Origin of the sequence: Moorena producens 3L (genome assembly GCF_000211815.1) — a bacterium.
GTDB classification, from domain to species: Bacteria; Cyanobacteriota; Cyanobacteriia; order Cyanobacteriales; family Coleofasciculaceae; genus Moorena; species Moorena producens.
The window spans coordinates 190087-217085 of sequence record NZ_GL890930.1 but is presented as its reverse complement, the minus strand read 5'-3'; the positions used below and the strand labels follow the sequence as shown (position 1 = coordinate 217085).

The 26999-nt window shown below is 42.9% G+C and carries 20 protein-coding genes and 2 pseudogenes; 10 read left to right on the top strand and 12 right to left on the bottom strand.

Annotated elements, in window-relative coordinates; all coding sequences use genetic code 11:
• The first annotated feature begins 65 nt into the window (after positions 1–65).
• Positions 66–986, top strand: a complete 921-nt coding sequence (locus LYNGBM3L_RS17540; protein ID WP_008185964.1) for an NAD(+) kinase — start codon at positions 66–68, stop codon at positions 984–986.
• 280 nt (positions 987–1266) lie between these two features.
• Positions 1267–2088, top strand: a complete 822-nt coding sequence (locus tag LYNGBM3L_RS17535) for a DUF4231 domain-containing protein (protein ID WP_044493695.1) — start codon at positions 1267–1269, stop codon at positions 2086–2088.
• Between the two features lie 323 nt (positions 2089–2411).
• Here the strand turns inward: LYNGBM3L_RS17535 and LYNGBM3L_RS17530 are convergent, their stop codons facing one another.
• The 4 genes from LYNGBM3L_RS17530 to LYNGBM3L_RS41035 form a co-directional block, all read right to left on the bottom strand.
• A complete protein-coding gene (locus LYNGBM3L_RS17530; protein WP_008185960.1) occupies positions 2412–3485 on the bottom strand; it encodes an ABC transporter ATP-binding protein in 1074 nt (357 codons plus the stop codon).
• A 163-nt stretch (positions 3486–3648) separates the two neighbouring features.
• Positions 3649–3918: an Asr1405/Asl0597 family protein gene (locus LYNGBM3L_RS17525; protein WP_008185958.1), complete on the bottom strand. Its 270-nt coding sequence runs from the start codon at positions 3916–3918 to the stop codon at positions 3649–3651.
• 74 nt (positions 3919–3992) lie between these two features.
• Positions 3993–5252 carry an RNA-guided endonuclease InsQ/TnpB family protein gene (locus LYNGBM3L_RS17520; RefSeq protein WP_008185956.1) on the bottom strand — a complete coding sequence of 420 codons (1260 nt, stop codon included), beginning with the start codon at positions 5250–5252 and terminating at the stop codon, positions 3993–3995.
• Between the two features lie 587 nt (positions 5253–5839).
• Positions 5840–6073 carry a hypothetical protein gene (locus LYNGBM3L_RS41035; protein WP_143764221.1) on the bottom strand — a complete coding sequence of 78 codons (234 nt, stop codon included), beginning with the start codon at positions 6071–6073 and terminating at the stop codon, positions 5840–5842.
• A 21-nt stretch (positions 6074–6094) separates the two neighbouring features.
• Between LYNGBM3L_RS41035 and LYNGBM3L_RS34950 the strand changes: the two genes are divergently transcribed.
• Positions 6095–10192 carry a HEAT repeat domain-containing protein gene (locus LYNGBM3L_RS34950; protein WP_008185952.1) on the top strand — a complete coding sequence of 1366 codons (4098 nt, stop codon included), beginning with the start codon at positions 6095–6097 and terminating at the stop codon, positions 10190–10192.
• Between the two features lie 137 nt (positions 10193–10329).
• Here the strand turns inward: LYNGBM3L_RS34950 and LYNGBM3L_RS41030 are convergent, their stop codons facing one another.
• The 5 genes and pseudogenes from LYNGBM3L_RS41030 to LYNGBM3L_RS17495 form a co-directional block, all read right to left on the bottom strand.
• The gene (locus LYNGBM3L_RS41030; RefSeq protein ID WP_131827084.1) at positions 10330–10563 is read right to left on the bottom strand and encodes a hypothetical protein; all 234 of its coding nucleotides are present in this window, start codon (positions 10561–10563) and stop codon (positions 10330–10332) included.
• Between the two features lie 96 nt (positions 10564–10659).
• A complete protein-coding gene (locus LYNGBM3L_RS17505) occupies positions 10660–11370 on the bottom strand; it encodes a hypothetical protein (RefSeq protein ID WP_008185951.1) in 711 nt (236 codons plus the stop codon).
• 143 nt (positions 11371–11513) lie between these two features.
• Positions 11514–11648, bottom strand: coding sequence for a hypothetical protein (locus LYNGBM3L_RS48760; RefSeq protein ID WP_267872050.1), 135 nt, complete (start codon positions 11646–11648; stop codon positions 11514–11516).
• A 130-nt stretch (positions 11649–11778) separates the two neighbouring features.
• A complete protein-coding gene (locus LYNGBM3L_RS17500) occupies positions 11779–11979 on the bottom strand; it encodes a hypothetical protein (RefSeq protein WP_008185945.1) in 201 nt (66 codons plus the stop codon).
• A 588-nt stretch (positions 11980–12567) separates the two neighbouring features.
• Positions 12568–13732, bottom strand: a pseudogene (locus LYNGBM3L_RS17495) (CobW family GTP-binding protein).
• 217 nt (positions 13733–13949) lie between these two features.
• On the opposite strand from LYNGBM3L_RS17495, the gene LYNGBM3L_RS17490 reads away from it, so the two are divergent.
• Together LYNGBM3L_RS17490 and cysS are read left to right on the top strand one after the other, a co-directional pair.
• Complete coding sequence (locus LYNGBM3L_RS17490) at positions 13950–15146, top strand: RNA-guided endonuclease InsQ/TnpB family protein (RefSeq protein ID WP_008185941.1); 1197 nt, start codon at positions 13950–13952, stop codon at positions 15144–15146.
• 97 nt (positions 15147–15243) lie between these two features.
• Positions 15244–16728, top strand: a complete 1485-nt coding sequence (cysS, locus tag LYNGBM3L_RS17485; protein ID WP_008185939.1) for a cysteine--tRNA ligase — start codon at positions 15244–15246, stop codon at positions 16726–16728.
• Between the two features lie 433 nt (positions 16729–17161).
• Here cysS and LYNGBM3L_RS17480 read toward each other — a convergent pair whose 3' ends face one another.
• Positions 17162–18037, bottom strand: coding sequence for a sulfotransferase domain-containing protein (locus LYNGBM3L_RS17480; protein WP_008185935.1), 876 nt, complete (start codon positions 18035–18037; stop codon positions 17162–17164).
• Between the two features lie 87 nt (positions 18038–18124).
• On the opposite strand from LYNGBM3L_RS17480, the pseudogene LYNGBM3L_RS17475 reads away from it, so the two are divergent.
• Positions 18125–18739 (top strand): annotated as a pseudogene (locus LYNGBM3L_RS17475) (DALR domain-containing protein); the annotation flags it as partial.
• A gap of 784 nt (positions 18740–19523) precedes the next feature.
• Entirely contained in the window at positions 19524–20558 is a 1035-nt protein-coding gene (locus tag LYNGBM3L_RS17470; protein ID WP_008185931.1) for a methyltransferase, read from the top strand.
• Positions 20559–20839: 281 nt separating this feature from the next.
• Here the strand turns inward: LYNGBM3L_RS17470 and LYNGBM3L_RS17465 are convergent, their stop codons facing one another.
• Both LYNGBM3L_RS17465 and LYNGBM3L_RS17460 read right to left on the bottom strand, forming a co-directional pair.
• Positions 20840–21271, bottom strand: a complete 432-nt coding sequence (locus LYNGBM3L_RS17465) for a hypothetical protein (RefSeq protein ID WP_131827083.1) — start codon at positions 21269–21271, stop codon at positions 20840–20842.
• 90 nt (positions 21272–21361) lie between these two features.
• Positions 21362–22447: an FAD-dependent oxidoreductase gene (locus LYNGBM3L_RS17460; protein WP_008185926.1), complete on the bottom strand. Its 1086-nt coding sequence runs from the start codon at positions 22445–22447 to the stop codon at positions 21362–21364.
• 680 nt (positions 22448–23127) lie between these two features.
• Here LYNGBM3L_RS17460 and LYNGBM3L_RS17455 point away from each other — a divergent pair.
• The 3 genes from LYNGBM3L_RS17455 (at position 23128) to LYNGBM3L_RS17445 (ending at position 26700) form a co-directional block, all read left to right on the top strand.
• Positions 23128–23949, top strand: a complete 822-nt coding sequence (locus LYNGBM3L_RS17455; protein ID WP_008185924.1) for a pentapeptide repeat-containing protein — start codon at positions 23128–23130, stop codon at positions 23947–23949.
• Positions 23950–24483: 534 nt separating this feature from the next.
• Positions 24484–24732, top strand: a complete 249-nt coding sequence (locus LYNGBM3L_RS17450) for a DUF4212 domain-containing protein (RefSeq protein ID WP_008185921.1) — start codon at positions 24484–24486, stop codon at positions 24730–24732.
• 276 nt (positions 24733–25008) lie between these two features.
• On the top strand, positions 25009–26700 hold the full coding sequence (locus tag LYNGBM3L_RS17445) for a sodium:solute symporter family protein (protein ID WP_008185918.1): 1692 nt from the start codon (positions 25009–25011) through the stop codon (positions 26698–26700).
• The last annotated feature ends 299 nt before the right edge of the window (positions 26701–26999 follow it).

Below are 26999 nucleotides of genomic sequence, written 5' to 3'. Positions count from 1 at the left end.
CAGGTAACGCTTAACCCAACGCTCTAGAATAACAGTGAACACTAGGGGTAAGCCAGAACAGTAACGTGCAGCTAAAGCAAGTCATTATTATTCACAAAGCTGGAGACTCCCAAGGAAAACGTTGCGCAGAAAAATGCGCTCGGGAGTTGGAAACACGCCAGTGCAAGGTTCTGATCGGACCAAGTGGCGCGAAAGATAATCCCTACCCAGTCTTTTTAGCTTCTGCCACCGAAGCCATTGATTTGGCAGTGGTTCTCGGGGGGGATGGGACAGTATTGGCAGCCGCAAGACATCTGGCTCCGGAAGGAATACCAATTTTGGCAGTAAATGTTGGAGGTCATCTGGGATTTCTGACCGAACCTATCGAAGAATTTAAAGACACTGAGCAAGTATGGAACCGACTATTAGAAGACCGCTATGCAGTTCAGCGGCGGATGATGTTAGAGGGGGCTGTGTTTGAGGGAAACCGCACTGACCTGACACCAGTTAGCGGACGCTTTTTCGCACTCAATGAAATGTGTATTAAACCTGCCTCTGCCGATCGGATGATTACCTCAATTCTGGAAATGGAAATTGATGGAGAAGTAGTGGATCAATACCAAGGGGATGGACTAATTGTTGGGACTCCCACTGGTTCCACTGGCTATACTGTTTCCGCTAATGGTCCAATTTTGCACGACTCGATTGAAGCGATCGCAGTAGCACCGATTTGTCCGATGAGCCTTTCCAGTCGTCCTTTCGTGCTCCCCTCTGGCTCTGTTGTCAGTATCTGGCCCTTGGGGGATTATGAACTAAACACTAAACTCTGGATGGATGGTGTGCTCGCAACCTCTATTTGGCCTGGACAACGGGTGGACGTGCGTAGAGCAGATTGTCAGGCCAAGTTCATTATCCTACGGGAACAGTATTCCTATTACCAGACCTTAAGGACTAAGCTTCAGTGGGCTGGTACTAGAGTCACCTACAGTAACAACCACCGCAATTGAGTCAATTGCTTAGTTAATGGGGAGAGTGGGAAGTGTGGGGAGTGGGGGGAGTTTGAGGAGTTTGGGGACAAAATTTCAAAAATAAATCATAACGGAGGGTTAACGGTGGGATTTCTGAGTATTCTACCAATCAGCAATGCCCACTAGACATCTCCAAAAATTAACCTCAAACCCTTGCACTGCCTGGGTCAAAACCGAGTTTCTGGAGATGTCTACTTGCTATAATTGTGTCTAGTCAATTATGTTCATTACCATTAACTGTTTTGATATTCAGATAAAAATGACTAATTTTGAAGCAATTCCAGAAACTAAAATTCCTAAGACAATAGAGCAAATCTCGTCTTCATCAATTTCAAGACCTTCAGTTTTAATCAATATCGGTTCTTATTTATTCCTGGCTGGTGGGGTTGGGGTTGGAATGGCCTCTATTTTTATCTCACACCGTCAAATATTGCTAATCGTTAGCGCTGCTTGTGTTGCGGTTTTTCTATTTCTGTTTCTATTTAATCAACAATTGTGGCAAGACTATAAAGAAGCTAATCATCAGTCGCAACTGACCAAAAAGTCTAAACTATGTAGTGGGCTCTGGTGCGGTAATAATTCCATAGAGAATAACCCGATAACTCTAGCGATAGAAAAAGCATTAACCTATAGCCAGGAGTTAATTGACGATTATAAAAAGACCCGCAGAACCTCCCGAAATGCTTACTATGTTGCCCAAATGTTAACCATTATTTTATCGGGAATAACACCAATTTTAGTCTTGCTAGACAAATTAGAAACTGGTTCTGCATTACTAAAGTGGCTCCCAGTAATATTTCCAGCTGTTGCTTCTATTGTTGCTAGTGTGTCTACTTCCTTTCCGTTTCAAGAAAATTGGATTGCTGCCAACACTACTGTAGAATTGTTAGAGGCGGAACAGGAAAAATTTGTCTTGGGAGTTACTCCAGCTTATCGCTTTTCTGATTCACCCGATGGCGCGCGACGTCAACAACAATCACAAAAGGCCATAGAACATTATATTGTTCAGGTGAATAAGATTCATCTCAAGCAAGTGCAATCCTCTGATGGCAATCAGTCAGCGGAGAAGAATGAAGAATGAAGAATTAAGAATGTAGAATGAAGAATGTAGAATTAAGAATTAAGAATGTAGAATGTAGAATGAAGAATTAAGAATGGTGAAGGCAGAATAGTGAATGGTGAATTTAGAATGCAGAATCCAGAATGGTGAAGCTAGAAGCCAGAAGCCAGAAGCCAGAAGCCAGAAGCCAGAAGCCAGAATGGTGAATTCTAAATTCCCAATTCTAAATTCTAAATTCTCTTCAATTCTAAATTCCCAATTCTAAATTCTCTTCAATTCCCAATTCTAAATTCTAAATTCTAAATTCTAAATTCTCTTCAATTCTAAATTCTAAATTCTAAATTCTAAAATATCGGTACTGATGGGTCAGCTACAGACAGTCGCACCCGCTTCCCTACGGGTAACTGAGTGCTAAGGTTGGTGCGAGCGTGGAGTTTTGTGCCGGAAGCGGTTTGTAAACAGTAGCGGTATTCACGACCTAGGAAGTGTCGGTCTTGAATCACTACGGTGGAGTCATCATCAGCCTTGAGAAGTACATTTTCTTCCCTAAGCATCAGCTCCCCTTGCTCCAGCTGATCCAGTTTTGTATTAAGTATGGCATCATTGACTCTGATGGCAAAGGAGCCTACTTCTGTTTCCCATAGGTCTCCTCTGCGTTGGGCTGGTAAAAAGTTGGCTTGGGTGACGAATTCTGCTACAAAGCGAGAGCTGGGATTGGTATAGATTTCTTCTGGTGTCCCCAATTGCTCTAATCGACCAGAACGCATTACTCCCACTTGGTCGGATATCGACAAGGCTTCTTCTTGGTCATGGGTGACAAAAATAGCAGAGGTGCCGGTTTCTTTGAGAATAGCTCGCACTTCCTGACGCAACCGCAGACGCACTTGGACATCCAGATTGCTGAGGGGTTCATCCAATAGAATTAATTTAGGTTGCGGGGCTAAGGCACGGGCTAGGGCTACTCGCTGCTGCTGACCACCAGAGAGTTCGTGGGGATAACGTTTGCCCATGCCAGCTAATCCGACTAATGCGATCGCATCTTCCGTATTACCCTTGACACAGACACCACTCTTCTGTTTCCGATTCTGCTTAAGCCCAAACGCCACATTCTCTGCTACGGTCAGGTGAGGAAATAGAGCATAGTCTTGAAATACCATACCAGTATTGCGCTGTTCTGGTGGTAACCAATACCCTGGCCCAGTCACTTTCCGTCCTGCCAATACCACTAGTCCCGCTTGGGGTCGCTCAAACCCAGCTACAATCCGCAGTAAAGTCGTTTTGCCACAGCCAGATGGCCCCACTAATCCCAGTAAATCCCCTTCATGGAGGGTAAACGACACATTCCCCACTGCTGGCTCAGTGGTTTGATCAAAGTGTTTAGTAATCCCTTCTAAATGTAGAATTGCTGGTTTTGTCATGAATTGATAGTGAAAGTTATTTTGTTGAAGGTTGAATGTTGGCAGGTTGAATGTTGGCAGGTTGAATGTTGGCAGGTTGAGTAGACCTGACAGGATCAGTAGTTTAATCTGAGTTATGGAAAGCTGACGGCTGACCGCTGAGGGCTGAATGCTTACCTACTAGTTACAGTCTCTCCTTGCGCCTTTTGCTAGGAAGCTGCCAGCAATCATCGAGCCAGGATATTAACTCCTGGCGCGGAAGGGTTAGCTGTCTGAGGATACTCCAAATTTGAATCAAAGCCGTGACATTATCGATTTCAGCTCTCAAGGGCTGGTCAGTCTTACAGTGACAGGGAATCTCTAGCTCTTGCAAGCGCCGATAGACTTGCCATCGGTCTCCCCACTTGATCTCTATCACTTGACTGGCCTCTGATTCAGATATAGATGGATCCATAATCAATAATGAAATAGTTTTTTAGTGACATCCTCCTACACCAAATCAACGATTATGGTGTAGGCTTCCCAACCTCACGATTGGGCATTCCTAGTTTTTCTCTTACGAGATTTTGCCTCTGACCTAGATCGGGTCTCCCCAACCCCCGGCAGACCGACTGCATAGGCGTTTTCTATTCCGCAGAGTCCCTGCGTACTGACTTGTTCTAAACCACGCCACCTGATTACTTGGGCAGCTGCATGGTCTCTATCCGTTCTATATCCACAACCATTACATTGATGTACCCGCTCCGAAAGCCCCTTTTTGCCGGTATGAGTTCCACACTTGGGACAGGTTTGGGAGGTGCCATTAGGATCGACACGCCCACAGTAGACCTGGTGCTTAGATGCTACCCACTCCAAGATGTTGAGAAACTGACCAAAGGCGGCGTCGAGGGTATGCTTCCTAAGCATCCCTCTACTCATTGCCAAAACATTCAAATCTTCAACGAAAACCATCCCCACTCCTTCAGTGGAACAAAGATGATTCGCCAGCTTGTAGTGGTAGTCTTTGCGGGTGTTAGCAATGTGGTTGTGGAACCTGGCCAGCTTTAGTCTCACTCGTTCTCGATTTTTAGAACCCTTGTTAGTTCTGGCGTACTTGCGTTGCAGCAATTTCAGCTGGCGGTGCAAACTAACCAGAAATCGGGGTCTACAGATCAACTCAGACTCAGATGTTGCCAGAAAGCAGCTAAGCCCGAGATCAATGCCGATGGCCTTACCATGAGGCTTAACTTCCGGTATCGAGATATCAGAAGAAATAGCAATAACTGCTTCCCATCTATCAGCCTTTCTCAACACCCTTACCTGTTTAACCACAAACCCATCAGGGATAGGTCGATGCAGGTTGATCGGCACTTTCCCCAGCTTGGGAAGTTTGATTTGCCAACCCGTAATTGGGTTGGATTTGAACTGAGGAAAAAGTAGGGACTTGAGTTGCCCATACTTCTTGAAACGAGGAAAGCCAAAGCCTCTTGTTTTAAAAAAGTCCCAAGCATTATGCAACCGACGAAGAGTAGTTTGAAGTACTTGCGAAGGGGCTTGTTTCAGGCGGGGAAATACTTCCTTAGCTTTAGGGAGGGCGTTTTGCTGATCATAATAATTAGGAAAAGGAATATCAGCTGGAATGATGTATTCCGACTGCAAAGAGCAACAATTAACACGACATTTGCGCGAATTTATCCAGTCTTTGATTTCTCCCAATCCTTGGTTGTAAAGCAGGCGAGAAACCTCCAACCATTCGAGCAATTGTTGCTCTTGAATGGCGGATGGATAGATTCGGTAACAGTAGTTCATTGTTAGACTCATACCACTTTTAGGGGTATTGAAACCCAGAAAACTACCCTGGGAGGTTCATGTATCCCCCAGACCCCCCGCTAGTTAAAAGCTGGAAGCAAGCTGCCTTGGTTAAGGGAAGATTTGAGCAGCCAGGGATTAGTTATTGCTAATGCTCATAGACTAGTTTAGTCTATTTAGGTTTCAAATGCAAAGCTTTCTCAACTAATTTACAAAAAAAATATTATTAGGACTTACGAAGTTTACTGGGTTTTGCCCCCCTGCCCCCCAATTTTGGGGGGTAATGATGTCAAAGTCCCCCAGAATTGGGGGATTTAGGGGGCAATTGCCTAAGTCTTGATTATTTCAACAGTTGCCAGTGGGAGAATAGCACTGGAACACCGGGAGATGGCGTGATCAGGAGATGGAAATATCTAGGGCAAGGGGTGTAAGCACTTATAGATAATTTTGTCAACTATAATTGCAACTACAATCCAGCAATAGATGTAGGGTGGGCAGTGCAGCAGACCAATCAGATCAGCTCCCCATCCCATCCCAAAGCACTGCCCACCAACTGCCTGGAAATAGAAACTGGCAAGATGCCAGTTCTACCAAGATGCCCATTCCACTGGGTGAGCATAGCAGTAGAGCGGGCATCCTGCCCGCCCCAACATATATTGAAACTGGCAAGATGCCAGTTCCACTACAATCGAGCAATAGATGTAGGGTGGGCAGTGCAGCAGACCAATCAGATCAGCTCCCCATCCCATCCCAAAGCACTGCCCACCAACTGCCCGCCCACTATAATGAATGACAAGGGTGCCAGATAATTCAACCTTCATAATTCATACAAGATCCTTAAGATGATCAATTGGGATCCCTATCTAGCATCAATCCGTAACACCTACGCCAAATGGTGGCAAGTTTATACCCTCACCGATGTCCAAGGCCGCAAGCCCAAGCCGCAGCAACAGACCCCTAGACTGTTTAACTTTAACCTGATGGTCCAAACCATCAAGTCGGAGCAGCCACAACCAGACGAAAATCGGGAAGAAATTGAGCGCTTACCTGTCCTAGAAGGATTGCTCAAGTATGCTACTGACCATGTTTTACTAGTGGGTCGTCCGGGTTCCGGCAAATCCACTGCGTTATTGCGATTGTTGGGGGATGATGGGATACCAGGGAAAATTCCGGTGCTGGTGGAACTGCGATATTACCAGACATCCGTGTTGGAGTTAGTACGGAATTTTCTGAAACGCCATGATGTACTGCTGGACTCCACCGATATCGAAAGACTATTGTTTGAGGGACAATTCTGGTTACTGATCGATGGGGTAAACGAGCTACCGTCAGAAGCAGCACGTGTGGATTTGACTCAGTTTCGGCAGAATTACCAGAAGCCTACTCCCATGATTTTCACCACTAGGGATTTAGGAGTTGGTGGTGACTTGGGGATTCAGAAGAAGTTGGAAATGCAATCCTTGAGTGTAGAGCAAATGTCGGAATTTGTCCGAAAGTATTTGCCACAACAGGGGGAGCAGATGCTTCAGCAGTTGGGCGATCGCTTACGGGAGTTTGGCCAAACTCCCCTACTATTAATGATGCTATGTGCCCTGTTTCAGGATAAGGGAGAGATACCGTCAAATCTGGGTTTAGTCTTTCGCTCATTTACCCAGTTCTATTCTGATAACATCAAGCAAGATGTTAGGGTTTCCGAGGAATCAAGAGGATTTTGGACTGACTTGCTGCAACAGTTAGCTTTTGTGATGACAACTGGGGATAAGCCCAAAGAGATTACTGTTGCTATTCCTAAGACAAAATCCCAGGAATTTTTAACTAACTATCTAGGTCAGAATGGTTGTATCGATCCTAAAGTTCGCGCTAGAGCTTGGCTAAAGGATTTACTCAACCATCACTTGATTCAACAATCAGGAAAATTGATTGAGTTTCGACACCAAATGATCCAAGAATACTATACAGCCGAATATTTATTGAAGCAATTACCAAGTATCAGCGATCAGGAGTTACAACAGAACTATCTCAATTATTTGAAATGGACAGAACCTCTGGTGCTGATGCTGCAATTGCTAGATGATCAAGCCCAAGCCCAGCGTGTTGTCAAGTTAGGATTAGCAGTGGATTGGCAACTGGGAGCGAGGTTAGCAGGAGCAGTAAAACCGCAGTTTCAGGAGCAGACTGTTGGGTTGGTGCTTGGGTTAAAGGTTCCGAAGTTAGTTAAGCTTCAATTGTTGGGAATAACTGGATCAGACAAAGCGATACCTGAGCTAAGTAAATTCCTGAATCATAACAACTTTGCTATGCGTTGGAGTGTGGCAAATGCTCTCGAAAAAATTGGGACAGAAGCCACCATAGACCTGTTAAGTAAATGCCTGAATGATGACGAATCAAATGTGCGTAGGAAGGCGACATATGCTCTGGCTGAAATTGGCACAGAAGCCACGATTGCTGCCTTAAGTAAATGCCTAGATGATGACGACTCACTTATACGTAGGAGGGCGGCAGAAGCTCTAGTTGAAATGCGGTCACCAGCAACTATCGATGTTTTGATTAAACTCCTTAAATCTCAAGACTATCGTGGAAGTTATAAAGTGACCTATGCTTTAGCTGAAATCGGTGATAAATCAGCTACTAAGGCGTTGATTAAACTGTTGGAAGATAAAAATAATAAGATTCGGAGAGATGCAGCTAATGCTCTCGGAGCAATCGATTCAGAAACGGCTGTTGATGGTCTTCTTACCTGTCTAGATGATCAAGACTTTATGGTACGGATAACGGCAGTGACAGCCTTGAGTAAAATCCAGTCACCAGCAGCTATTGATGGGCTACTTAAATTCCTGGAAGATGAAAACTATAAAGTCTATTATACTGCAGCAGATGCGGTGATAGAAATCTTCTCACTATCCGTTAATGATGATCTGATTAGACTCCTCAAATATAAAAATTCCTATGTGCGCATCAATGCTGCAAAAGCTCTGATTAACTACCAATCACCAGAATCCCTAGTAGTTATTGATCCTCTGATTAAACTCTTTAAATATGAAGAGCATTATGTAAGGTATATTGCGAAACCAGCTCTGGTAGAAATTGGTTCATTAGATGCTATTAATGAACTGATTAAACTCCTAGACGATCAAGACGACGAGCTACGTTACCTGGCAATAGAGGCTTTGGGAGAAATTGGCTCAGAAGCGGCTAGTGATGGGTTAATTAAATGTCTGGAAGATGACCACTATTTAGTGCGTCGTGAGGCCGCAACTGCTTTGGGTGATATTGGCTCAGAAGCAGCGATTGATGGATTAATTAAATGTCTGGAAGATGACCACTCAGATGTGCGTTGGATGACAGCAGAGGCTTTGGGTAAACTTAAGTCAGCAGCGGCGATTGAGGGGTTAATTACATGCTTGGAAGATGAAGAAGATTTGGTGCGTAGTCAGGCAGCAGAGGCTTTGGGGAATATTGGAGCAACGTCTGCGATTGATGGATTAATTAAAGTCCTGGAATATGATGACTATTCTGTGCAGAAAAGGGCAGCAGATGCGTTGGTTAAGATTGCTTCACAATCCGCCACTAATAAGTTGATAAAAATCCTAGAGCATGAGGATTTTGATGTGCGGATGATAGCGGCAGAAGTTATCGGAAAAATTGGCTCACAATCTGCTATTTCAGAATCTGCTATTGATGGACTAATTAAATGCCTGGAAGATAGCTATAATTATGTACCTGAAAGGGCAGCCGAAGCTCTGGGAAAAATTGGCACAGAAGCTACTATTCCTAAACTGATTAATCGCCTCAAAAACGAAGAATTTGTACAAACTAATGATGGCATAAGCTGTGATCAAACCATAAATGTCCTTAACGCCATTCAAGAGCGCTACCAAATCTACAACCCAACCTATAGTCCCAAACCCACTCCCAAACCAATTGCCACTCAAACCATGTACATCCTCCACCTCTCGGACCTCCACATCACCACCCCTGACCAAGCTACCCTTTGGTCAAACCAACTCGCCCAAGACCTAATTCAAGACCTTCAAATCCCTCACCTTGACGCTCTTATCCTCTCCGGTGATATCGCGAATTATTCCACTCCAGAGGAATACCAGGCTGCACAACAGTTTCTCCACAACCTCCGCCAAGACTTTTCCCTAGACTCGAAGCAAATTGTTCTAGTTCCCGGTAACCATGACCTCAATTGGGAACTTTCAGAGGAGGCTTATGATTTTTGGTATCGCAAAAATTACCAAGGTACACTAACAGAGGGTCACTACATCGAAGAAAGTGAACGGGTGATTCTAGTCCGACATGAATCCAAATACCAACAACGGTTAGCCCACTTCAGCGAATTCTATCAAGCTATCAAAACTCAACCCTATCCCCTCGACTATGACCAGCAAGGGATTATCGACTATTTCCCAGACCAACAGTTACTGATCCTAGGACTAAACTCGGCTTGGCAACTGGATCACCACTTCAGAGACCGGGCTAGCATCCACTCCGGTGCTCTCAGCAAGGCCCTGGCCGAAATTCGCCGTAACCAAGACTACCGCAACTGCCTGAAACTAGCGGTTTGGCACCATCCCCTCAATAGTGCTGGAAGCGATCGCATTACCGACCAAGGATTCATGGAACAACTCGCCCAAGCTGGATTCCGCTTCTTCCTCCACGGACACATTCACAAAGCCGAAACCAGCCTTTTCCGTTACGACCTCAGTCCAACTGGGCGCAAACTCGACCAAATTGGTGCTGGCACCTTTGGGGCACCCACCAAAGAACTCATACCCGGTTATCCTTGGCAATATAATCTACTGAAAATTAAGGATAATCAGCTCACTGTCTACACTCGCCGTCGGGAAGAAGAAAATGGTGCTTGGAAACCTGATTCACGGTGGACTCAGGGTCCAGGAAAAGGTGGTTTGGATTATTATTCCATTGAGTTGTAGAGAGTAGGGAGTAGGGAGTAGGGAGTAGGGATTGAGCGCAGTTTTGCCTACTGATCTATAGCAGTTTTTATCCTAATGAGGTACACATAATTTTTGCCCTGTTCCCTTTTCCCCTCCTGGGAGGGGTTAGGGGTGGGTTACTCTTCCCTATTCCCTGTTCCCTGTTCTCTAAAACCCAAGAATTTTGGCGTTGCTGAATCAAGGAATGAATGCGCGATCATCTGGTTTTGGTCAAGCCCCCGTGGGTCCCCCAACTTTGCGGTGCGACCCAAGGGCGATTTACTCGCCCTAGGAGGCGCGCACCGGAAGGGACGCAAGAAAGTCTTGTTCCCCCACCGGTGCGCTTTCCGTCGGCGAATTAAATTCGCCACGGGTCGCACCGCAAAATTGGGGGGCTAGGGGGGCAAAACCATACCCAGAATCAGCAACGCCAGAATTTTCACCTCAACCAAGTAAAAAATACTGTATTAATGCTTACTTAATTCAGCTAGATAATCCTTAACTAACACTTCGATTAGCATTGGATCTAAATTGCTATGGTGAAATTTGATAGCTAAAGGCACCGTTAGTCTTTGCTGATTATTGTCGTAGGTTCGCTTTCCAAAGTAGAAAAAACTCTGGGTATTTCCACGACCTGTCTGCATAGAAAAACTTAAAAAATCCAAGCCAGGAAGATTACCAACAAATTGACCTAGTTGGTAAGCATAGTATCTATCATTATTATTGGGCAATATAGGATTAGCGAAAATACTGTCTTTGCTATTTCTGTATAGTTGATAAAATTCAAGCCATCCTAATTTTGTGGCATTATTAATGATCATTTCTGCAAATCGAACTTCGCCTCCCACTGCTGTCGGACAAAATAATGGTGGATTATTAATTTGATACCATTTATGGTTAATAAATCTCCACCAGAAAGGAGGATGTTCTTTCAGGGCTTTAAGTAATTTCCAGATTAAGAAACACGTAAAGGTTGAATAGTCATTTTTGAAATTATCGTTATAATTAGTTTCCGCATCGGTTAAGTCTAATCTTAAGGTAATATCTAAATAAGGATTTATTACCTTTGTTTCGTCAATAAAAAAGTCTAGTGCCCAGCCGACATAACTATTTTTGTATTGATCAGTATCTAAGGGTATAGCGTCGTATTTGTCTAAATAGTAATTTAAATCGTCCATGATTTAAGTATTAGTTAAGGCTAATAGTATTTTAGCTAAGCATTCAGCCGTCAGCCGTCAGCTGTCAGCCGTCAGCTTATTGTATTCAAAAGCACCGATTGCGCGTAGCTGTTCGCGTAGCGTGTGCGTAGCACATAAGCTAATCACTGATAGCTGATAGCTGATAGCTGATAGCTGATAGCTGATAGCTGATAGCTGATAGCTGATAGCTGATAACTGATAGCTGACCGCTGACCGCTGATAGCTTCCAAAAAAATAGCCGTAGAAATACTATCCACGGCTATTTCAACTCCACAATAAGTCAGTTGAAATTGTGATATCACTAAGTTCCCAAATCTAACCCGATGTGATGATTTGATTGGCCAAAGGTCACGCAAGGGGGGGAAATCCCCCCAGAAATTTAAAGTGTTATGGCAACAGCCAATACTTGGTTATGGTAGTCATCACTTCCCCGGGAACATCAGTTGGTTCCAGAGGGGTCCATTCAGCAATCGACCCATAGCCTAGGGAATATAGCATCTGCATACTATAAATGACGGCTTCACGAGAACCTTTCAGGACGTGCTTAGCGGGTTGTTTTTTGAAATTTTGGGAAAATTTTTTGGACATCACTAAAAAACTGAACTCATTGTGATTATAGTGATTATTGGAATGATTATAATTTAGTTTTTCAAGGGTTTTATAAAAGTTTTTTTGGGGAGTTTTAGGGGTAATTAATAATTAATAATTAAGAATGTAGAATTAAGAATGTAGAATTGAGAATGTAGAATTAAGAATTGAGAATTAAGAATTGAGAATTAAGAATTGAGAATTAAGAATTGAGAATTGAGAATTGAGAATTGAGAATTGAGAATTGAGAATTGAGAATTAAGAATTGAGAATTAAGAATTCAGAATTAAGAATGTATAATTTAGGACGTTGCTGAATTGAAGTATGAATGCGCAATCATCTGATTGTGGTCAAGACCCCTAAATTCCCATCTTTAAAAAAGCTAAGCATCCGCTAATTCCCCCCAAGCGAGCAATCCCTCGCTTGGGGGGCTAGGGGGGCGGGGGACCCAAGAAAGTCTTGTTCCCCCCAAGCGAGCAATCCCTCGCTTGGGGGGCTAGGGGGGCTCAATCATACCCATAATCAGCAACGCCGAATTTAGGATTCTGCATTCTTAATTCTTCATTCTACATTCTTAATTCTTCATTCTTAATTCAACAATTGCTTACCAAATCCCCTGCTGTGTATTGGTAGACTCTGAAGAGATACACTGGTTTAATTGTTCACGTAATGTATCATGATCTAAATCTTGACCAATCAGCACTAATTGATTTTTTGGTTCACCTTTCCACTCATCATCTTCAATAGAGAAACGCTTACCACTGAGGTGGAAGATGTGACGCTGAGGACTTTGATCAAACCAGAGAATTCCCTTAGCGCGGAACACATTAGAGGATAACTTATTGTCTAGGAAATCCTGAAACTTCCGAAGCCCTAGGGGCTTGTCACTCTCGAAAGAAAGGGAAGTGAATCCGTCAATTTCTAGGTGATCGGAGTGATAGTGATGAGCGTGATCATGGTCATGATGGTCATGGTGGTGATGATCATGGTCATGGTGATCATGGTGGTGATGATCATGGTGATCATGGTCATGATGGTCATGATGGTCATGATCATGGTGGTGATGATCATGATCTGATGTTTTGCTGTCGAAATACTTATCAGACTCAAAGAGACCAACACTGAGAATTAAAGGAATTGGCACTTCGGCTTTAGTAGTTCTCAAAATCCTAGCATCAGTTTTCATATCTCTGAGCCGGTTTTCCAAGTGGTCTACATTGGCTTGATCGACCAAGTCAGTCTTGTTGAGGATAATAATATCCCCATAAGCAATCTGATTAGTTGCCGCGTCACTATTAAATAGATCGATACTAAAGTTTTCTGAATCTACCATAGTGACAATAGAATCAAGACGAGTCATATCTCGCAATTCTGTGCCCAAAAAGGTTAGCGCCACTGGTAAGGGGTCCGCTAATCCGGTAGTTTCCACCACTAAATAATCCAGCTTTTCTGGATGCTCCAATACGTTGTAAACTGCTTCAATTAAATCATCATTAATGGTGCAGCAGATACAGCCATTATTCAGGGCGACCATATTATCATCAGTATTGATAATCAGCTCATTATCAATACCAATTTCACCAAACTCATTAACAAGGACCGCTGTTTTGACGCCTTCTTGGTTACTTAAGATATGGTTAAGGAGGGTGGTTTTGCCGCTACCCAGGAAACCGGTAATAATGGTAACGGGTAAGCCTTGTTTCGGGGCTTCCATCCCTTGACCAGATGGGGAATCAGTCGGTAAAGTTTGCATAAGGCAACTTGTGAAAACAGTTGAGAATCAAGATATACCAAGATATCGTATTTTATCTAAAACAGCAATTCATCTCCAGCTAACCCTACGGGTATAACGGGAGACGGGGCGTATAAAGTGCTCCCGCAGGTGACCCACACAGCCCCTCATGAATTGCGCTTACTTGACACCTTACACAGAATATATTATAATGTAAGTATATACCAAAGAGTAAATAATGGTCGAAAAAGCTTACCGTTACCGTTTCTATCCAACCCCTGAACAGGAAACTCTGCTGAGGAGAACTCTAGGATGTGTAAGACTTGTTTACAACAAAGCTTTAGATGCTAGGACTTCAGGTTGGTACAAACGCTCCCGACGGATAAGCTACAAGGAAACTTCCTTAATGTTGACAGAATGGAAAAAACAGGATGACTTGTTCTTTTTGAATGACGTTAGTTCTGTTCCTCTTCAGCAAGGATTAAGACATTTACAAACCGCTTTTACTAATTTCTTTGCCGGTCGAGCTAAGTATCCTAACTTCAAGAAAAAACGTAATGGTGGTAGTGCAGAATTTACTAAGTCAGCATTCAAATGGGAAGATGGTCAAGTCTATCTTGCCAAATGTAAAGAACCTTTACGGATTCGTTGGAGTCGTCAGTTACCTGCAAACTGCACTCCAAGTATTGTTACACTTAGCTTAGACCCATCTGAGCGGTGGCAGATCTCAATTAGGTTTGATGACCATAGAGATTTGAGCTTACCGACCACAGATAAACAAGTTGGCTTGGACTTAGGAGTTACTAGCCTGATCACAACAAGCGACGGAGATAAAATTGCCAATCCCAAACATTTTAAAAAGCTCAAGAAAAAGCTAGCTAAATACCAAAAAGCTTTGTCACGAAAACAAAAAGGTTCTAATAATCGTTACAAAGCCAGGTTAAAGGTTGCCAGGGTGCATGCACAAATCAAAGACTCTAGACGAGATTTTACCCACAAGCTAACTACTCAACTGGTCAGAGAAAACCAATTGATTGCGTTTGAAGATTTAGCTGTGAAAAATCTGGTCAAAAATCACAAACTAGCTCAAGTTATCAGTGAAGCCAACTGGGCGGAAATAATTCGTCAGATTAAGTACAAGTCTCAATGGTATAATCGAGAAGCCATTTCCATTGATAAGTGGTTTCCTAGTAGCAAACTGTGTTCTGTTTGCCTAAATCGTGTTGAGTCTTTAGCTTTGAATATTCGGGAATGGGATTGCCTATCCTGCAATGCTCACCACGATCGTGATATCAATGCATCAATTAACATTTTGGCGGCAGGACTTGCCGTGTCAGTCTGCGGAGCGACCGTAAGACCCGAAGAGAGTAAATCTCGGAAGGCTGGTGCGAAAAACTCCCCCAAGGGGAGAAGGAAACAGAAACCTAAGTCGTGAGTCTTAGGAATCCCTCGTTATAATCTTTGATTTAACCAGGGAGGATGTCAAAAGTATATCTATAGCCCACTGTTGGTGATTTTATCTTTTCTTTGTCATGACCCTAAACCTTTACAATACCTTAACCCGCCGCAAGGAATCCTTTGAGCCATTGGAAACTGGTAAAGTCCGGATGTACTGCTGTGGCATTACGGTGTATGACTTGTGCCACTTGGGTCATGCTAGAACTTGTATTGTCTGGGATACCGCTCGTCACTACTTACAATGGCGGGGCTATGATGTGAATTATGTCCAAAATTTTACAGATATTGATGATAAAATCCTAAACCGAGCCCGAAGGGAAGGCACCTCTATGGAGGCAGTGTCGGAACGCTTCATTGATGCCTATTTTGAAGATATGGCAAGGCTGAATGTCCAAGAGGCTAATGCTTACCCCCGCGCGACTCATAGCTTAGATGGAATCAAGCGACTGGTGTGTGAGTTGGAACAAAAAGGCTATGCTTACGAAGCCGATGGGGATGTGTACTATTCAGTGCGTCGGTTTGAGGAGTATGGCAAACTCTCTGGCCGCAAGTTAGAGGATTTGCAAGCAGGAGCCAGTGGACGGGTAGATGTAGCCGACTCGGTTGGGCCTAAGAAGAAAGACCCCTTTGATTTTGCGGTTTGGAAAAGCGCTAAGCCAGAGGAACCATCCTGGGAATCCCCTTGGGGACCTGGTCGTCCAGGTTGGCATATTGAATGCTCGGCGATGGTGCGAGATATGCTCGGGGAAACGATTGATATTCATACTGGTGGCTCTGACTTGGTTTTCCCCCACCACGAAAATGAAATTGCTCAATCGGAAGCAGTAACTGGTAAAAGCCTAGCCCGTTATTGGTTACACAATGGCATGGTCAAGGTGGATGGAGAGAAAATGTCTAAGTCTTTAGGCAACTTTACTACTATCAGAGACTTACTCGACCGTCCCGTTGACCCCATGGCAGTGCGGCTATTTGTGTTAATGGCGCAATACCGTAAACCAATAGATTTTACTGATGATGCGATCGCATCTGCTACCAATGGCTGGCAAACTCTCAAAGAAGGCTTGCTGTTTGGTCATAACTATGGTATACAATTAGGATGGCAAGACCAATCAGCCACACCCAAACCATCACAACCCTTGCAGGATGACTTATCAAATAAAACCATAGCGCAACAGTTCCAAGAAGCCGTAGATGACGACTTAAACTTTGCTGGAGGGTTAGCGGTATTGTTTGAAGTGGCCAAAGGGTTACGCCGGGAAGGCAATATCCTCGTACATCAGGGTAAAACCGAGACTCCTGCTTCAGAATTAGAGCAGCAATGGCGTAGTCTCGTGGAATTAGCCGAGGTATTAGGGTTAGAAGCACAACCGGAAGAAGAAGCTGAAGTTTCTACGGATGGATTGAGTGATGGGGAAATTGAAGCACTGATTCAGCAGCGGGCTGAAGCACGGAAAACCAAGAACTTTGAATTAAGCGATCGCATTCGCGATGACTTGCAAGCTCAAGGGATTACGTTGATTGACCAGGGTGGTGGCGTTACCACATGGCATCGCAATTAAGGCTGAATTGTGAAAACTACAGCTGAATTGTGAAGGTTTCGGCTTAATTGTGAAGATGGCAGGCTGAATTGTGAAGGTTGTTCAGAATGCAGAATGTAGAATGTAGAATGTAGAATTCCAAATGTAGAATATAGGATGCCAAATGTAGAATGAAGAATTCCGAATGTAGAATTACCAATTCTTAATTCTTAGTTCTAAATTCTAAATTCTAAATTCTAAATTCTAAATTCTTAGAGGTTGTCTGAGAAGTCTCATTTGCTACATCCAAGCCCCCTAAATCCCCCAATTTTGGGGGACTTTTACCAGCCAATTGATTCTTGTTCCCCCCAGAATTGGGGGGCTAGGGGGGCAAAATTCAATATCAAAAAACTTTTCAGATATCCTCTAAATTCTAAATTCTAAATTCTAAATTCTAAATTCTAAATTCTAAATTCTAATAGGTTAACTCAAATTCAAATTCCAGACCAAAATGTACCATTCTTGATTGATATAGAGCATCAAAAATACTAGTCTCTTCTGAAGAAAAGTGGTTTTTCCAATCTCCTACAATTCCTTTGCGCATATGTTTGGGGATACCTTCTCGCTGAGGCACCCAATCCAGATTAGCTTTGGGATTGATTGCCATTGCCGAAAATTCACTACCAGCAACCACAGCATCGAGTAAATCGGAGGTTAAGGGAATATCTATAAAGCTAGCAACATCGGTAACGACTTGAGCTAAATCCTTTTTCATGTCTTCGTACTTGACAAACATGACATTATCTGAATCTTGGCTTGCTTTCCACCATTCCCAAACGTGATCGAATATTGAGCCATAGGCCACCTTGCCTTCACGATATAGCGTAATAAATTCGCTCCAACTCCCCTCGTATCCCATTTTGCTCAATGCATGATAATAATAGGAAACAGCATTATCCTTAGGATTGCGAGCAACATAAATATACTTTGCTTTAGTTTCGCCAAACATTGGCATCAAAGACAACGGGAAATGAGTGTGAAAGTAACGGCGATCGCCAGAAGTTTTAATCAGATTCTCTAAACCTCCATAACGAGTTGCTGCACCTTCTAACCAAGGCACTGCTTCACTCAATACTTTGTCCCCTTGCTCTCCATTGTGAGCAAGCAAGTGAACAATCTGCTCCATCCATGTCGTACCAGATTTAGGATAGGCGACAACAAAGGTATCCCGATCCCCGACTCTAAAGTCCTTAAGGGCATCGATTTCCTTCTGGGTAATGAAAGCTGGAAAGACAATTAGACCTTCTGGATTCTTACCGTCTTTTACCAGTGCTTGCTTATAGTCTGCCATGTATTACAGGCTCTTCCGTACTTGTTATGCTAAATAAACAGTATTTCACAGCGGATCACCGGAACAGTAGTCAGAGGCCGTATTCATATTGACCCGATGGCAGTGCGGCTATTTGTGTTAATGGCGCAATACCGTAAGCCAGTAGATTTTACTGATGATGCGATCGCATCTGCTACCAATGGCTGGCAAACTCTCAAAGAAGGCTTGCTGTTTGGTCATAACTATGGTATACAATTAGGATGGCAAGACCAATCAGCCACACCCAAACCATCACAACCCTTGCAGGATGACTTATCAAATAAAACCATAGCGCAACAGTTCCAAGAAGCCGTAGATGACGACTTAAACTTTGCTGGAGGGTTAGCGGTATTGTTTGAAGTGGCCAAAGGGTTACGCCGGGAAGGCAATATCCTCGTACATCAGGGTAAAACCGAGACTCCTGCTTCAGAATTAGAGCAGCAATGGCGTAGTCTCGTGGAATTAGCCGAGGTATTAGGGTTAGAAGCACAACCGGAAGAAGAAGCTGAAGTTTCTACGGATGGATTGAGTGATGGGGAAATTGAAGCACTGATTCAGCAGCGGGCTGAAGCACGGAAAACCAAGAACTTTGAATTAAGCGATCGCATTCGCGATGACTTGCAAGCTCAAGGGATTACGTTGATTGACCAGGGTGGTGGCGTTACCACATGGCATCGCAATTAAGGCTGAATTGTGAAAACTACAGCTGAATTGTGAAGGTTTCGGCTTAATTGTGAAGACTTGAGGGTGAATTGTGAAGGTCTTCCAGAATGTAGAATTAAGAATGTAGAATGGTGAATCCACTACAATTGCGATGGGACTTTCTACCAGCTGAGCCACGACATAGCTTCGGGTTGACTCACACTTACTTCCCCAGTGGTTTCCCTGAGATAACGGACAGCTTTCGGGTTCGACTACCACCCAGCGGTGGTTTAATTTCCATGGTTCTAAAATATAGCACTACGCATTAAAGTTAGGACATTGATAAAAGCAGCAAAAGGTGCGACCCGTGGCGAATTAAATTCTTAATGGGTCAAGCGCACCTAAGCTGTTGTAGTCAACTGTTGCCTATTGCCTTTTTAAGGGGGGTTAGGGGGGATTCCTATTGCCTTGCGCGTAGCGCTATATTACTCATCTTTCCCCTTTTGTCAACCCCAGCACCTGAATGCTTACATTGGAGACAGGGTAAACGCATCTTGTTGGGTAAGCGGGGATACTTCTCAATAAACCGGCCTTCTTGTGCTTATTGACAATGGCTTTTCCACATATAGTGTTTATTTAATTTCAAAAACACTATACATAGAATTTAAAAAATTAGATGGGTTTATCCTGACATTGGAGATGTCTAATGATTTACAATCATAACCGCAACAAAGACCAGTTGGAGCTTTCCGAGTTGCTCGATCAATTGGTTGATTAGTGCGATCGCTACTCTGTGCAGGGACATCACTTTTGGGAGGACAATATCATGTCAATCTCAGATAAAAATCAGGAACTAGAAATATTAACTTGTGATGATAAACTACTTTGGGATACATGGTTGTCAATGTTCCACTTTCCCACACTTACCGTCGCTGACGAACTAGGGCTTTTCTCTCTATTAGATCAATCACCTGCAACCGCTCAAGAGGTAGCAATAAACTTGTCTTTGGGGTCTCGTGCTACCGAAGGGCTTTTGGGAGTAATGGCATCACTAGGTTATCTTGTGCAGCTCAATGGAAAATTTCACCTTACCCAGGTATCACAAACTTTTTTACTCCCTCATAGTCCTTATTACTGGGGCGGCATACTACATTTCATAAGAGAAAATCCTCTATCCCATTCCTCTCTCCTAGAAGCTTTTCGTAATGATAAGGCTAGCATTTACAACAACAAGGATGTTTGGGAAACCCATGAAGTAGAAGAAGAAAAAGCTAAAGCTTTTACCAGGCATATGCACAGTCAAACCGTTTCTCCTGCGATTGGTGCTGCAAGTAAAGGTGACTTTTATAATGTAAAACATCTTCTTGATGTAGGAGGAGGTTCTGGTGCTTTTTGTTTTGCCTTAGCTCAGCGTTACCCTCAAATTCACTGCACTATTTTAGAATTACCAACAATATGCAAGATAGCAAAAGAATACATAGCAGAATCTGGATTATCTGACCGAGTAGATACATGTGTGGGGGATTTTTTCAAAGACCCTTTTCCTGCTGGCTACGATGCAGTTTTATTCAGTAATATTTTTCACGACTGGGGATGGGAAAAATGTTTATACTTAGCCAAGCAAAGTTTTGAAGCCTTACCCCATGGAGGTCGAATTTATTTACATGAAATACTACTAGCAGATACTAAAGACAGTCCCCTAATTGCTACTTCATTTTCCCTGTGCCTATTTTGGGTTACTGAGGGTAAGCAATTTAGTGCAGCGGAGCTTGAGCAACTTTTGCAAGAAGCTGGGTTTGAAGAAATATTAATAGTTCAAACTTACGGTTATTACTCACTTGTTAGCGCTAGAAAACCATAAATTCCGACAACCTCCAAGGTCGCGCCCAAAGCAGCATGTCTCTTTTAGGTGCAACCCGTGGCGAATTAAATTTGCTCAAGGTGCGCGCCTCCTAGGGCGAGTCAGCGGTTAGCCGTGAGCTTGTAGGGTTAGCAAAAACCGTTTAGTTCTTTTCAGAATTCTAGATAATAGAACTTTGTCCACCCTACTTTATGATAGCACCTCAAGTAGCGTGCGCGTAGCCCTTAAGCTGAATGCTTACTAACAATCTAACTTTCCACATCCCGTGAAAAGTCAGATTGTTAGTAGACATTCCACTCTTGTATAATTTTTTCTCTTTCTGAACTGTCCATTTGAGGTAAATCTTTCCCAAGTGCGTATTCCATGTGCGGTGAAATAGTTATTTCATGACTTTCGTCTATGGCTATGTGTTGATTAACTTGCTCTTGGGTTAAAATCCCTTTGGCTATATATGTTGATAATATTTCTCGGACAATCTTAAAAGCATTATAGGGAATTGATGTCAATTTTGACCCAGTAATGTGAATATACATCCCCCCATTTTGATGTTTATACCTATAGCGAACCGGTTCATCATCTCGTTTAGCCGCCTCTAAATCATTAGCAGGTTGGCGACCTGGATAAACTTGAACAGCTTTCTTAAGTTTTACATCTTCAAGTTCTTTAGCCCAAGGAATCCACCTAGAAATACCATCTTTGATGGCTTTCATCATCTCTTTTTCACTCCTTCCCATTATTTGGGGCAAATTATTATGCCATTGTTCATAAAACTGATGGGAATTTGTATCTATAGGAAAGTGTAATTATGCTTGGTTATATTCTGGGCCATAAAACATGGCAATAAAATCATAACCAACTTTAATAATTCCTCCGTATTGACCTCGGATAAGTAGAGTACTTGAAAAACTTTCTGCCAGTCCTGGTATTTGTGATTTAAGCCCTTGAGTAATCTTATATAATCCATATACTTTAAGCTTAGCTATATTCCCCTCTTTCTTTATTTCACCTTGAAGGGATGGACTAGGAATTTCTAAGCCTCCACCATAACCAGCATTGATTACGGTATCAAAATAAAGTTGGTTACTGTTTTTGATTTTTAAATCAAATCCCTGGTCATTTATACCAATACTTTTGACTCTAGTATTACCTTTAAAACTCAACAAATTATTATTGATTAACAAGTCAATTAAGTTAATCATATGACTACAATATTCCCCCATGTTTAACACAGGCTGTTTGACTTGAACTGCTCCACAAAAAGTTCTTATTGTGCTTTGCTCAAACCAATTATTTTCTTGATTTATCGATAAACCTAGACTATGTAAAAAATACTTGATACTCTCTTCATCTATTATTTTTGCTATTTCTTCTGGTTTGCCAAAATAATTATCATATGGGTGTTTTATTAAATACTTTTTATAAAAATCTATCAGAAAAATAGCTACTTCTTTGAATGTTACTCCTTCTCGATTTATTGCCGTATTATTTGGCTCATTTGGAACCAAGTAATTTATCTTACTATCCCCAAAAATATAGTCGGGCATTAGCTTTCTAAATAAAACAGTTTGCTTAAACAACATTTCTAAGGTATTTCTGTGTCCTCCATAAATAAAGTGATGCAAAATACCTGTGTTGTTAGTCGAAGCACTTTTACTATTAAAGGGTTTTGATTCTGCTTCAAAAATGGTCACTTCAGCCAGTTCTAATCTAGCTAGAATAGATGCTATTGATATACCCATAGCACCCGCGCCAATAATTGCTATTTTTTGTTGCTCTTTTGGAGATACATGGAATGGTATTTTCGTTTTTGGCATCTCTTCAACTTTGTAGTGAGACTCTTCAGGGGTGAAATTAGCACTAAAAAGCTTAGTATATAAGGGTAAGCTCATCTAAATTCGTATCACACACTACAGATATAGCAAAGGGAACAGGGAGGGAGCAGGGAGCAGGGAGTAGCGATGCAGCGCGGTCTTGGGGAGGCAGCGCGGTCTTGGGGGTCCCCCCCATGACCGCGCTGCCGTGGTTCCCCCCATGAGCGACTGCATCAAGACGGGAACAGGGAACAAACATTCTCTCAATTGATTTAGGATTGCTATAAAAGTTTTTTGATAGTATCACAAACCTAAAATCTGCTGCCTCAATGTCAATAAGGACCCTTTATTATCAAAAATCCCGAGATGATTGATAATGTAATTTGAGAAATCTGAAAAATCCTCATAGTAATCCCAAGGGTTTAGGCTTTCTGGCTCAAAATACGTTGAAAGTTCAGGGATTTAGTAGAACAAACGTACTGAGTTTGACCTAGATTTTTTCCACTTTTACTAAAAATTGGTTTAATTATATTTTTTTTAAGTTACAATTTATACCAAATTAGATGAGCTTACCCTGGGGACAAAGCAAGTTTGTTAGTCTTAAGCGTAGCATAAATCAAAATTTGCCAAACTAATTGTACCACGAAAGACTTTTGCAAGAGGTCTACTCAATAGTCCGCCTTTTCAGCGGCAAAAATCAAGGTTTTAAAGCAAGTTTGATAAAACAGAGATAGCAAAAACTACCATAGGTCACATCAATGAAACTTAGACAATCGTTTATCTGGGGAATTTCTTTGGGACTGCTTGCCCTTGTGGGAATTACTTGGCTCATTCTCAATCAAGACAATCCTCTGGAACAGTTACGGGAAACAAAAAATTGTCAAAACTGTAATTTAGCAGGGCTAGAACTTTCCAGAGAGGATTTACAAGGAGTGAATCTGCAAAAGGCTAATTTAGCAGGGGCTAACTTAGCGGGAGCGAATCTAGAAAAGGCATATTTGGTAGGGGTCAACTTAGAAGGGGCTAACCTCGAAAACGCTAACCTGGAAAAAGCTAACCTCAGTGGGGCTAATCTGCGTAGAGCTAACCTGAAAAATGCTGACCTTCTAAGGAGCAACCTCACAGAAGCTAACTTAGAACAAGCTAATCTCCAAGAAGCCCACTTATCATATCGTTCCGCCAAAGCAATTAAGCTCGAAAGAGCTAACCTCAGGGAAGCTAATTTATCAAAAGCCAATCTGGTAGGTATTAATCTTAGTGGAGTTAACCTAGAGAAAGCGAATCTCCAAGAAGCAAATCTGGCTGATATGGAGATAAGTGCTTCATTGCCAATCGACCACTATTTAGTCAGTGCCAATCTCAGGGGGGCTAACTTGATGGGAGCGAATCTTGAACAGGCTGACTTGAGGGGAATTGACCTCTCCGATGCCAACCTCTCCGACGCTAGCCTCAAGGGAGCAAAACTAGACTATACCTTCGATCTTACTGATTGGGGTTATCCCAACAAAGTTTACCGTGCTAACCTCAAGGGGGCGAACTTAACCAATACTATTATGCCCGATGGTAGCACCAATCAATAGGGATACTCTTATATCAAGTCAGGTTGAATACTCATAATTAGAGGGAGGGTGGGAAGTGTGGGAAGTGTGGGGAGATGGGGAGATGGGGAGGTTTAATTTTAGCGATCGCGTTTGGTGATCAAGTTACGATTTACTTTATCAAAAGTTAACATAATCTTGCTCTAAGCTTTACGTTTCTTGACGAAATAATATCCACAATTCATTTAATATTCCTTTAAACAACGGGACAAGCGGTCTGGGGCAGTGCCAAAGTTCACAGATGTGATCAGCCTATGCTGGTGCGCATCTAGAAATGCCATAACCTAAAGACACCAGTAAATCCCCAGGATTGTTTAGTTTTATTAAGAAAACCCCAAAAAGACGGTTTTTGTTCACCTTTGGTGTAACCTATCCCTAAGCTCCGGCAAATTTTCTGTATATATTAGCACATTTTGCAATACCGATAGGCCATGTTAAGGCAATTGTCGGTGGTTGCTCTATATCCAGAAACTAGTCAAGCGCAAATAGTAAATTTAGTGCATTACTAATAAAACTATGAACCAGAACAAGCGTCAGGCATACTGGCGTGCCAACATCGCATTAATTCGGAATCTCTTAATTGTTTGGGCATTCGTATCCGTTGTATGTAGCATTCTGCTAGTAACATTACTAAACAATGTCAGTGTAGGGAATATTCCCCTAGGCTTCTGGATGGCACAACAAGGTAGTATTTTTACCTTTGTCGTCCTAATTTTTATCTACGCTATACAGATGGATAAAATTGACCGTAAATACAAAAAGTAATGTTTACGGTTGGCAAATAAATGGTTTTGCTTAACCAAGCCATACTATCAATTATAGTTGTTTATGGTTAGCAATTAATAGTTAAAGGTTAGGAATGTAAATAGGGACATTCTATATTATTTACAAATAAAAAAATACTGTTTTTCATTACTAACAATCCCTGGATATGGTTTCTCATAGTAATGATGTACATCGTATTTTTTCCCGATTCCCGATTCCCGATTCCCTATTCCCTGGGCGCAGCGCTATAGCAATTATTTAGACAAAGAAATATCTATGACAGTTGAAGTTTGGACCAGTGTATTGGTCATTATTTCGTTTATTCTCTACCTTTACATTGGTTGGCGCTCTCGGGTGCGCGATAGTAAAGGGTTTTTTGTAGCAGATCAAGGTGTTCCCGCTGTTGCTAATGGTGCTGCTACAGCGGCGGATTGGATGTCTGCTGCTTCCTTTATTTCTATGGCAGGGCTAATATCTTTTTTAGGATATGATGGCTCAATTTACCTGATGGGCTGGACAGGAGGATATGTCCTACTAGCGCTATTGTTAGCCCCTTACCTGCGGAAGTTTGGAAAATACACAGTACCGGACTTTGTGGGAGACCGCTATTACTCAAATATTGCTCGGTTGGTAGCAGTAGTTGCTGCTATTTTTGTTTCCTTAACCTATGTCGCAGGACAGATGCGAGGGGTAGGTATTGTATTTAGCCGCTTTCTGCAAGTGGATATCGGTCAGGGTGTAGTGATTGGCATGGTAATTGTGGCATTTTTTGCCGTGCTGGGGGGGATGAAAGGAATTACCTGGACTCAAGTGGCCCAGTATGGCGTGTTGATTGTGGCTTACCTGATTCCAGCGATTGCGATCGCAACTCTACTGACCGACAACCCGATTCCCCAGCTAGGATTCACCTTCAGTGACATTATCCCGAAACTCAATCAAATTCAGGTAGATCTAGGTTTCCAGGAATACACTAAACCCTTTGCCAACAAGTCCATGCTGGATGTCTTATTTATCACCATTGCCTTGATGGTCGGTACTGCTGGACTTCCCCATGTGATTGTACGCTTTTACACCGTACGCAATGCTAGAGCTGCTCGTTATTCCGCTGGCTGGGCGCTATTATTCATTGCCATACTCTACACCACAGCTCCCGCCGTTGCTGCCTTTGCCCGCTATAACCTGATTGATAGCCTCCATGACCATACCATTGAGGAAGTGCGTCAGCTAGACTGGGCAACCAAATGGGAAAATACTGGTTTATTGGCGTTTGACGATAAAAACGGCAATGGCAAGATTGAGCTGAAACCGGACAAAGAGACCAATGAAATTAAGATTGACCGAGATATCATTGTACTCTCCACACCAGAGGTAGCCAAACTTGCTCCCTGGGTGATTGCCTTAGTAGCAGCAGGAGGACTAGCCGCCGCTCTATCCACTGCATCGGGCTTACTGCTAGTGATTTCTAGCTCAATCGCCCACGATGTCTACTACCGCATCATTAATCCTAGGGCGTCGGAGTCCCAACGATTGATGGTGGGTCGAATTATGGTAATTGCTGCCATTGCCATTGCCGGTTACTTTGGTATCAATCCCCCTGGATTTGTAGCCCAAGTGGTAGCCTTTGCCTTTGGTTTAGCCGCTGCCAGCTTTTTCCCAGTCATTCTGCTAGGGGTATTTGATAAGCGAACCAACCGAGAAGGGGCAATTGCTGGCATGGTGGTAGGGTTAGTTTTTACCACCGTTTACATCATTGGGGTGAAGTTCTATAGTATGACACCCTGGTTTTTCGGTATTTCCCCTGAGGGGATTGGTACCGTAGGGATGGTGCTTAATTTCATTGTGACTGTAGTGGTTTCTCGCCTGACACCCCCACCTCCAGCAGAAATTCAGGAGATGGTGGAAATGTTGCGAACACCCGGTGATGCTCCCCCAGCCCTTCATGATGTGGGAGAAGAGGAGTTGGATTGATCAAGGTTGAAAGTTGAAAGTTGAAAGTTAAAAGTTGAAGGTTGAAGGTTGAAGGTTGAAGGTTGTTCGCGAAGCGTGGCCAATAGGCCAAGGTTATGGGGTTGTTTGCCTTTGGCGTTCGGTATAGGGTAGGGTGTCTTTGAGAATGTAGAATGTAGAATTAAGAATGTAGAATTCCCAATTCTAGCGTTGCTAAATCTTCGCGCTGAATAGGAGTAGAGTGGGCATCCTGCCCGCACGAAAATAAGCATGAAACTGGCAAGATGCCAGTTCCACGGCTGATGCCCATTCCACAGGTG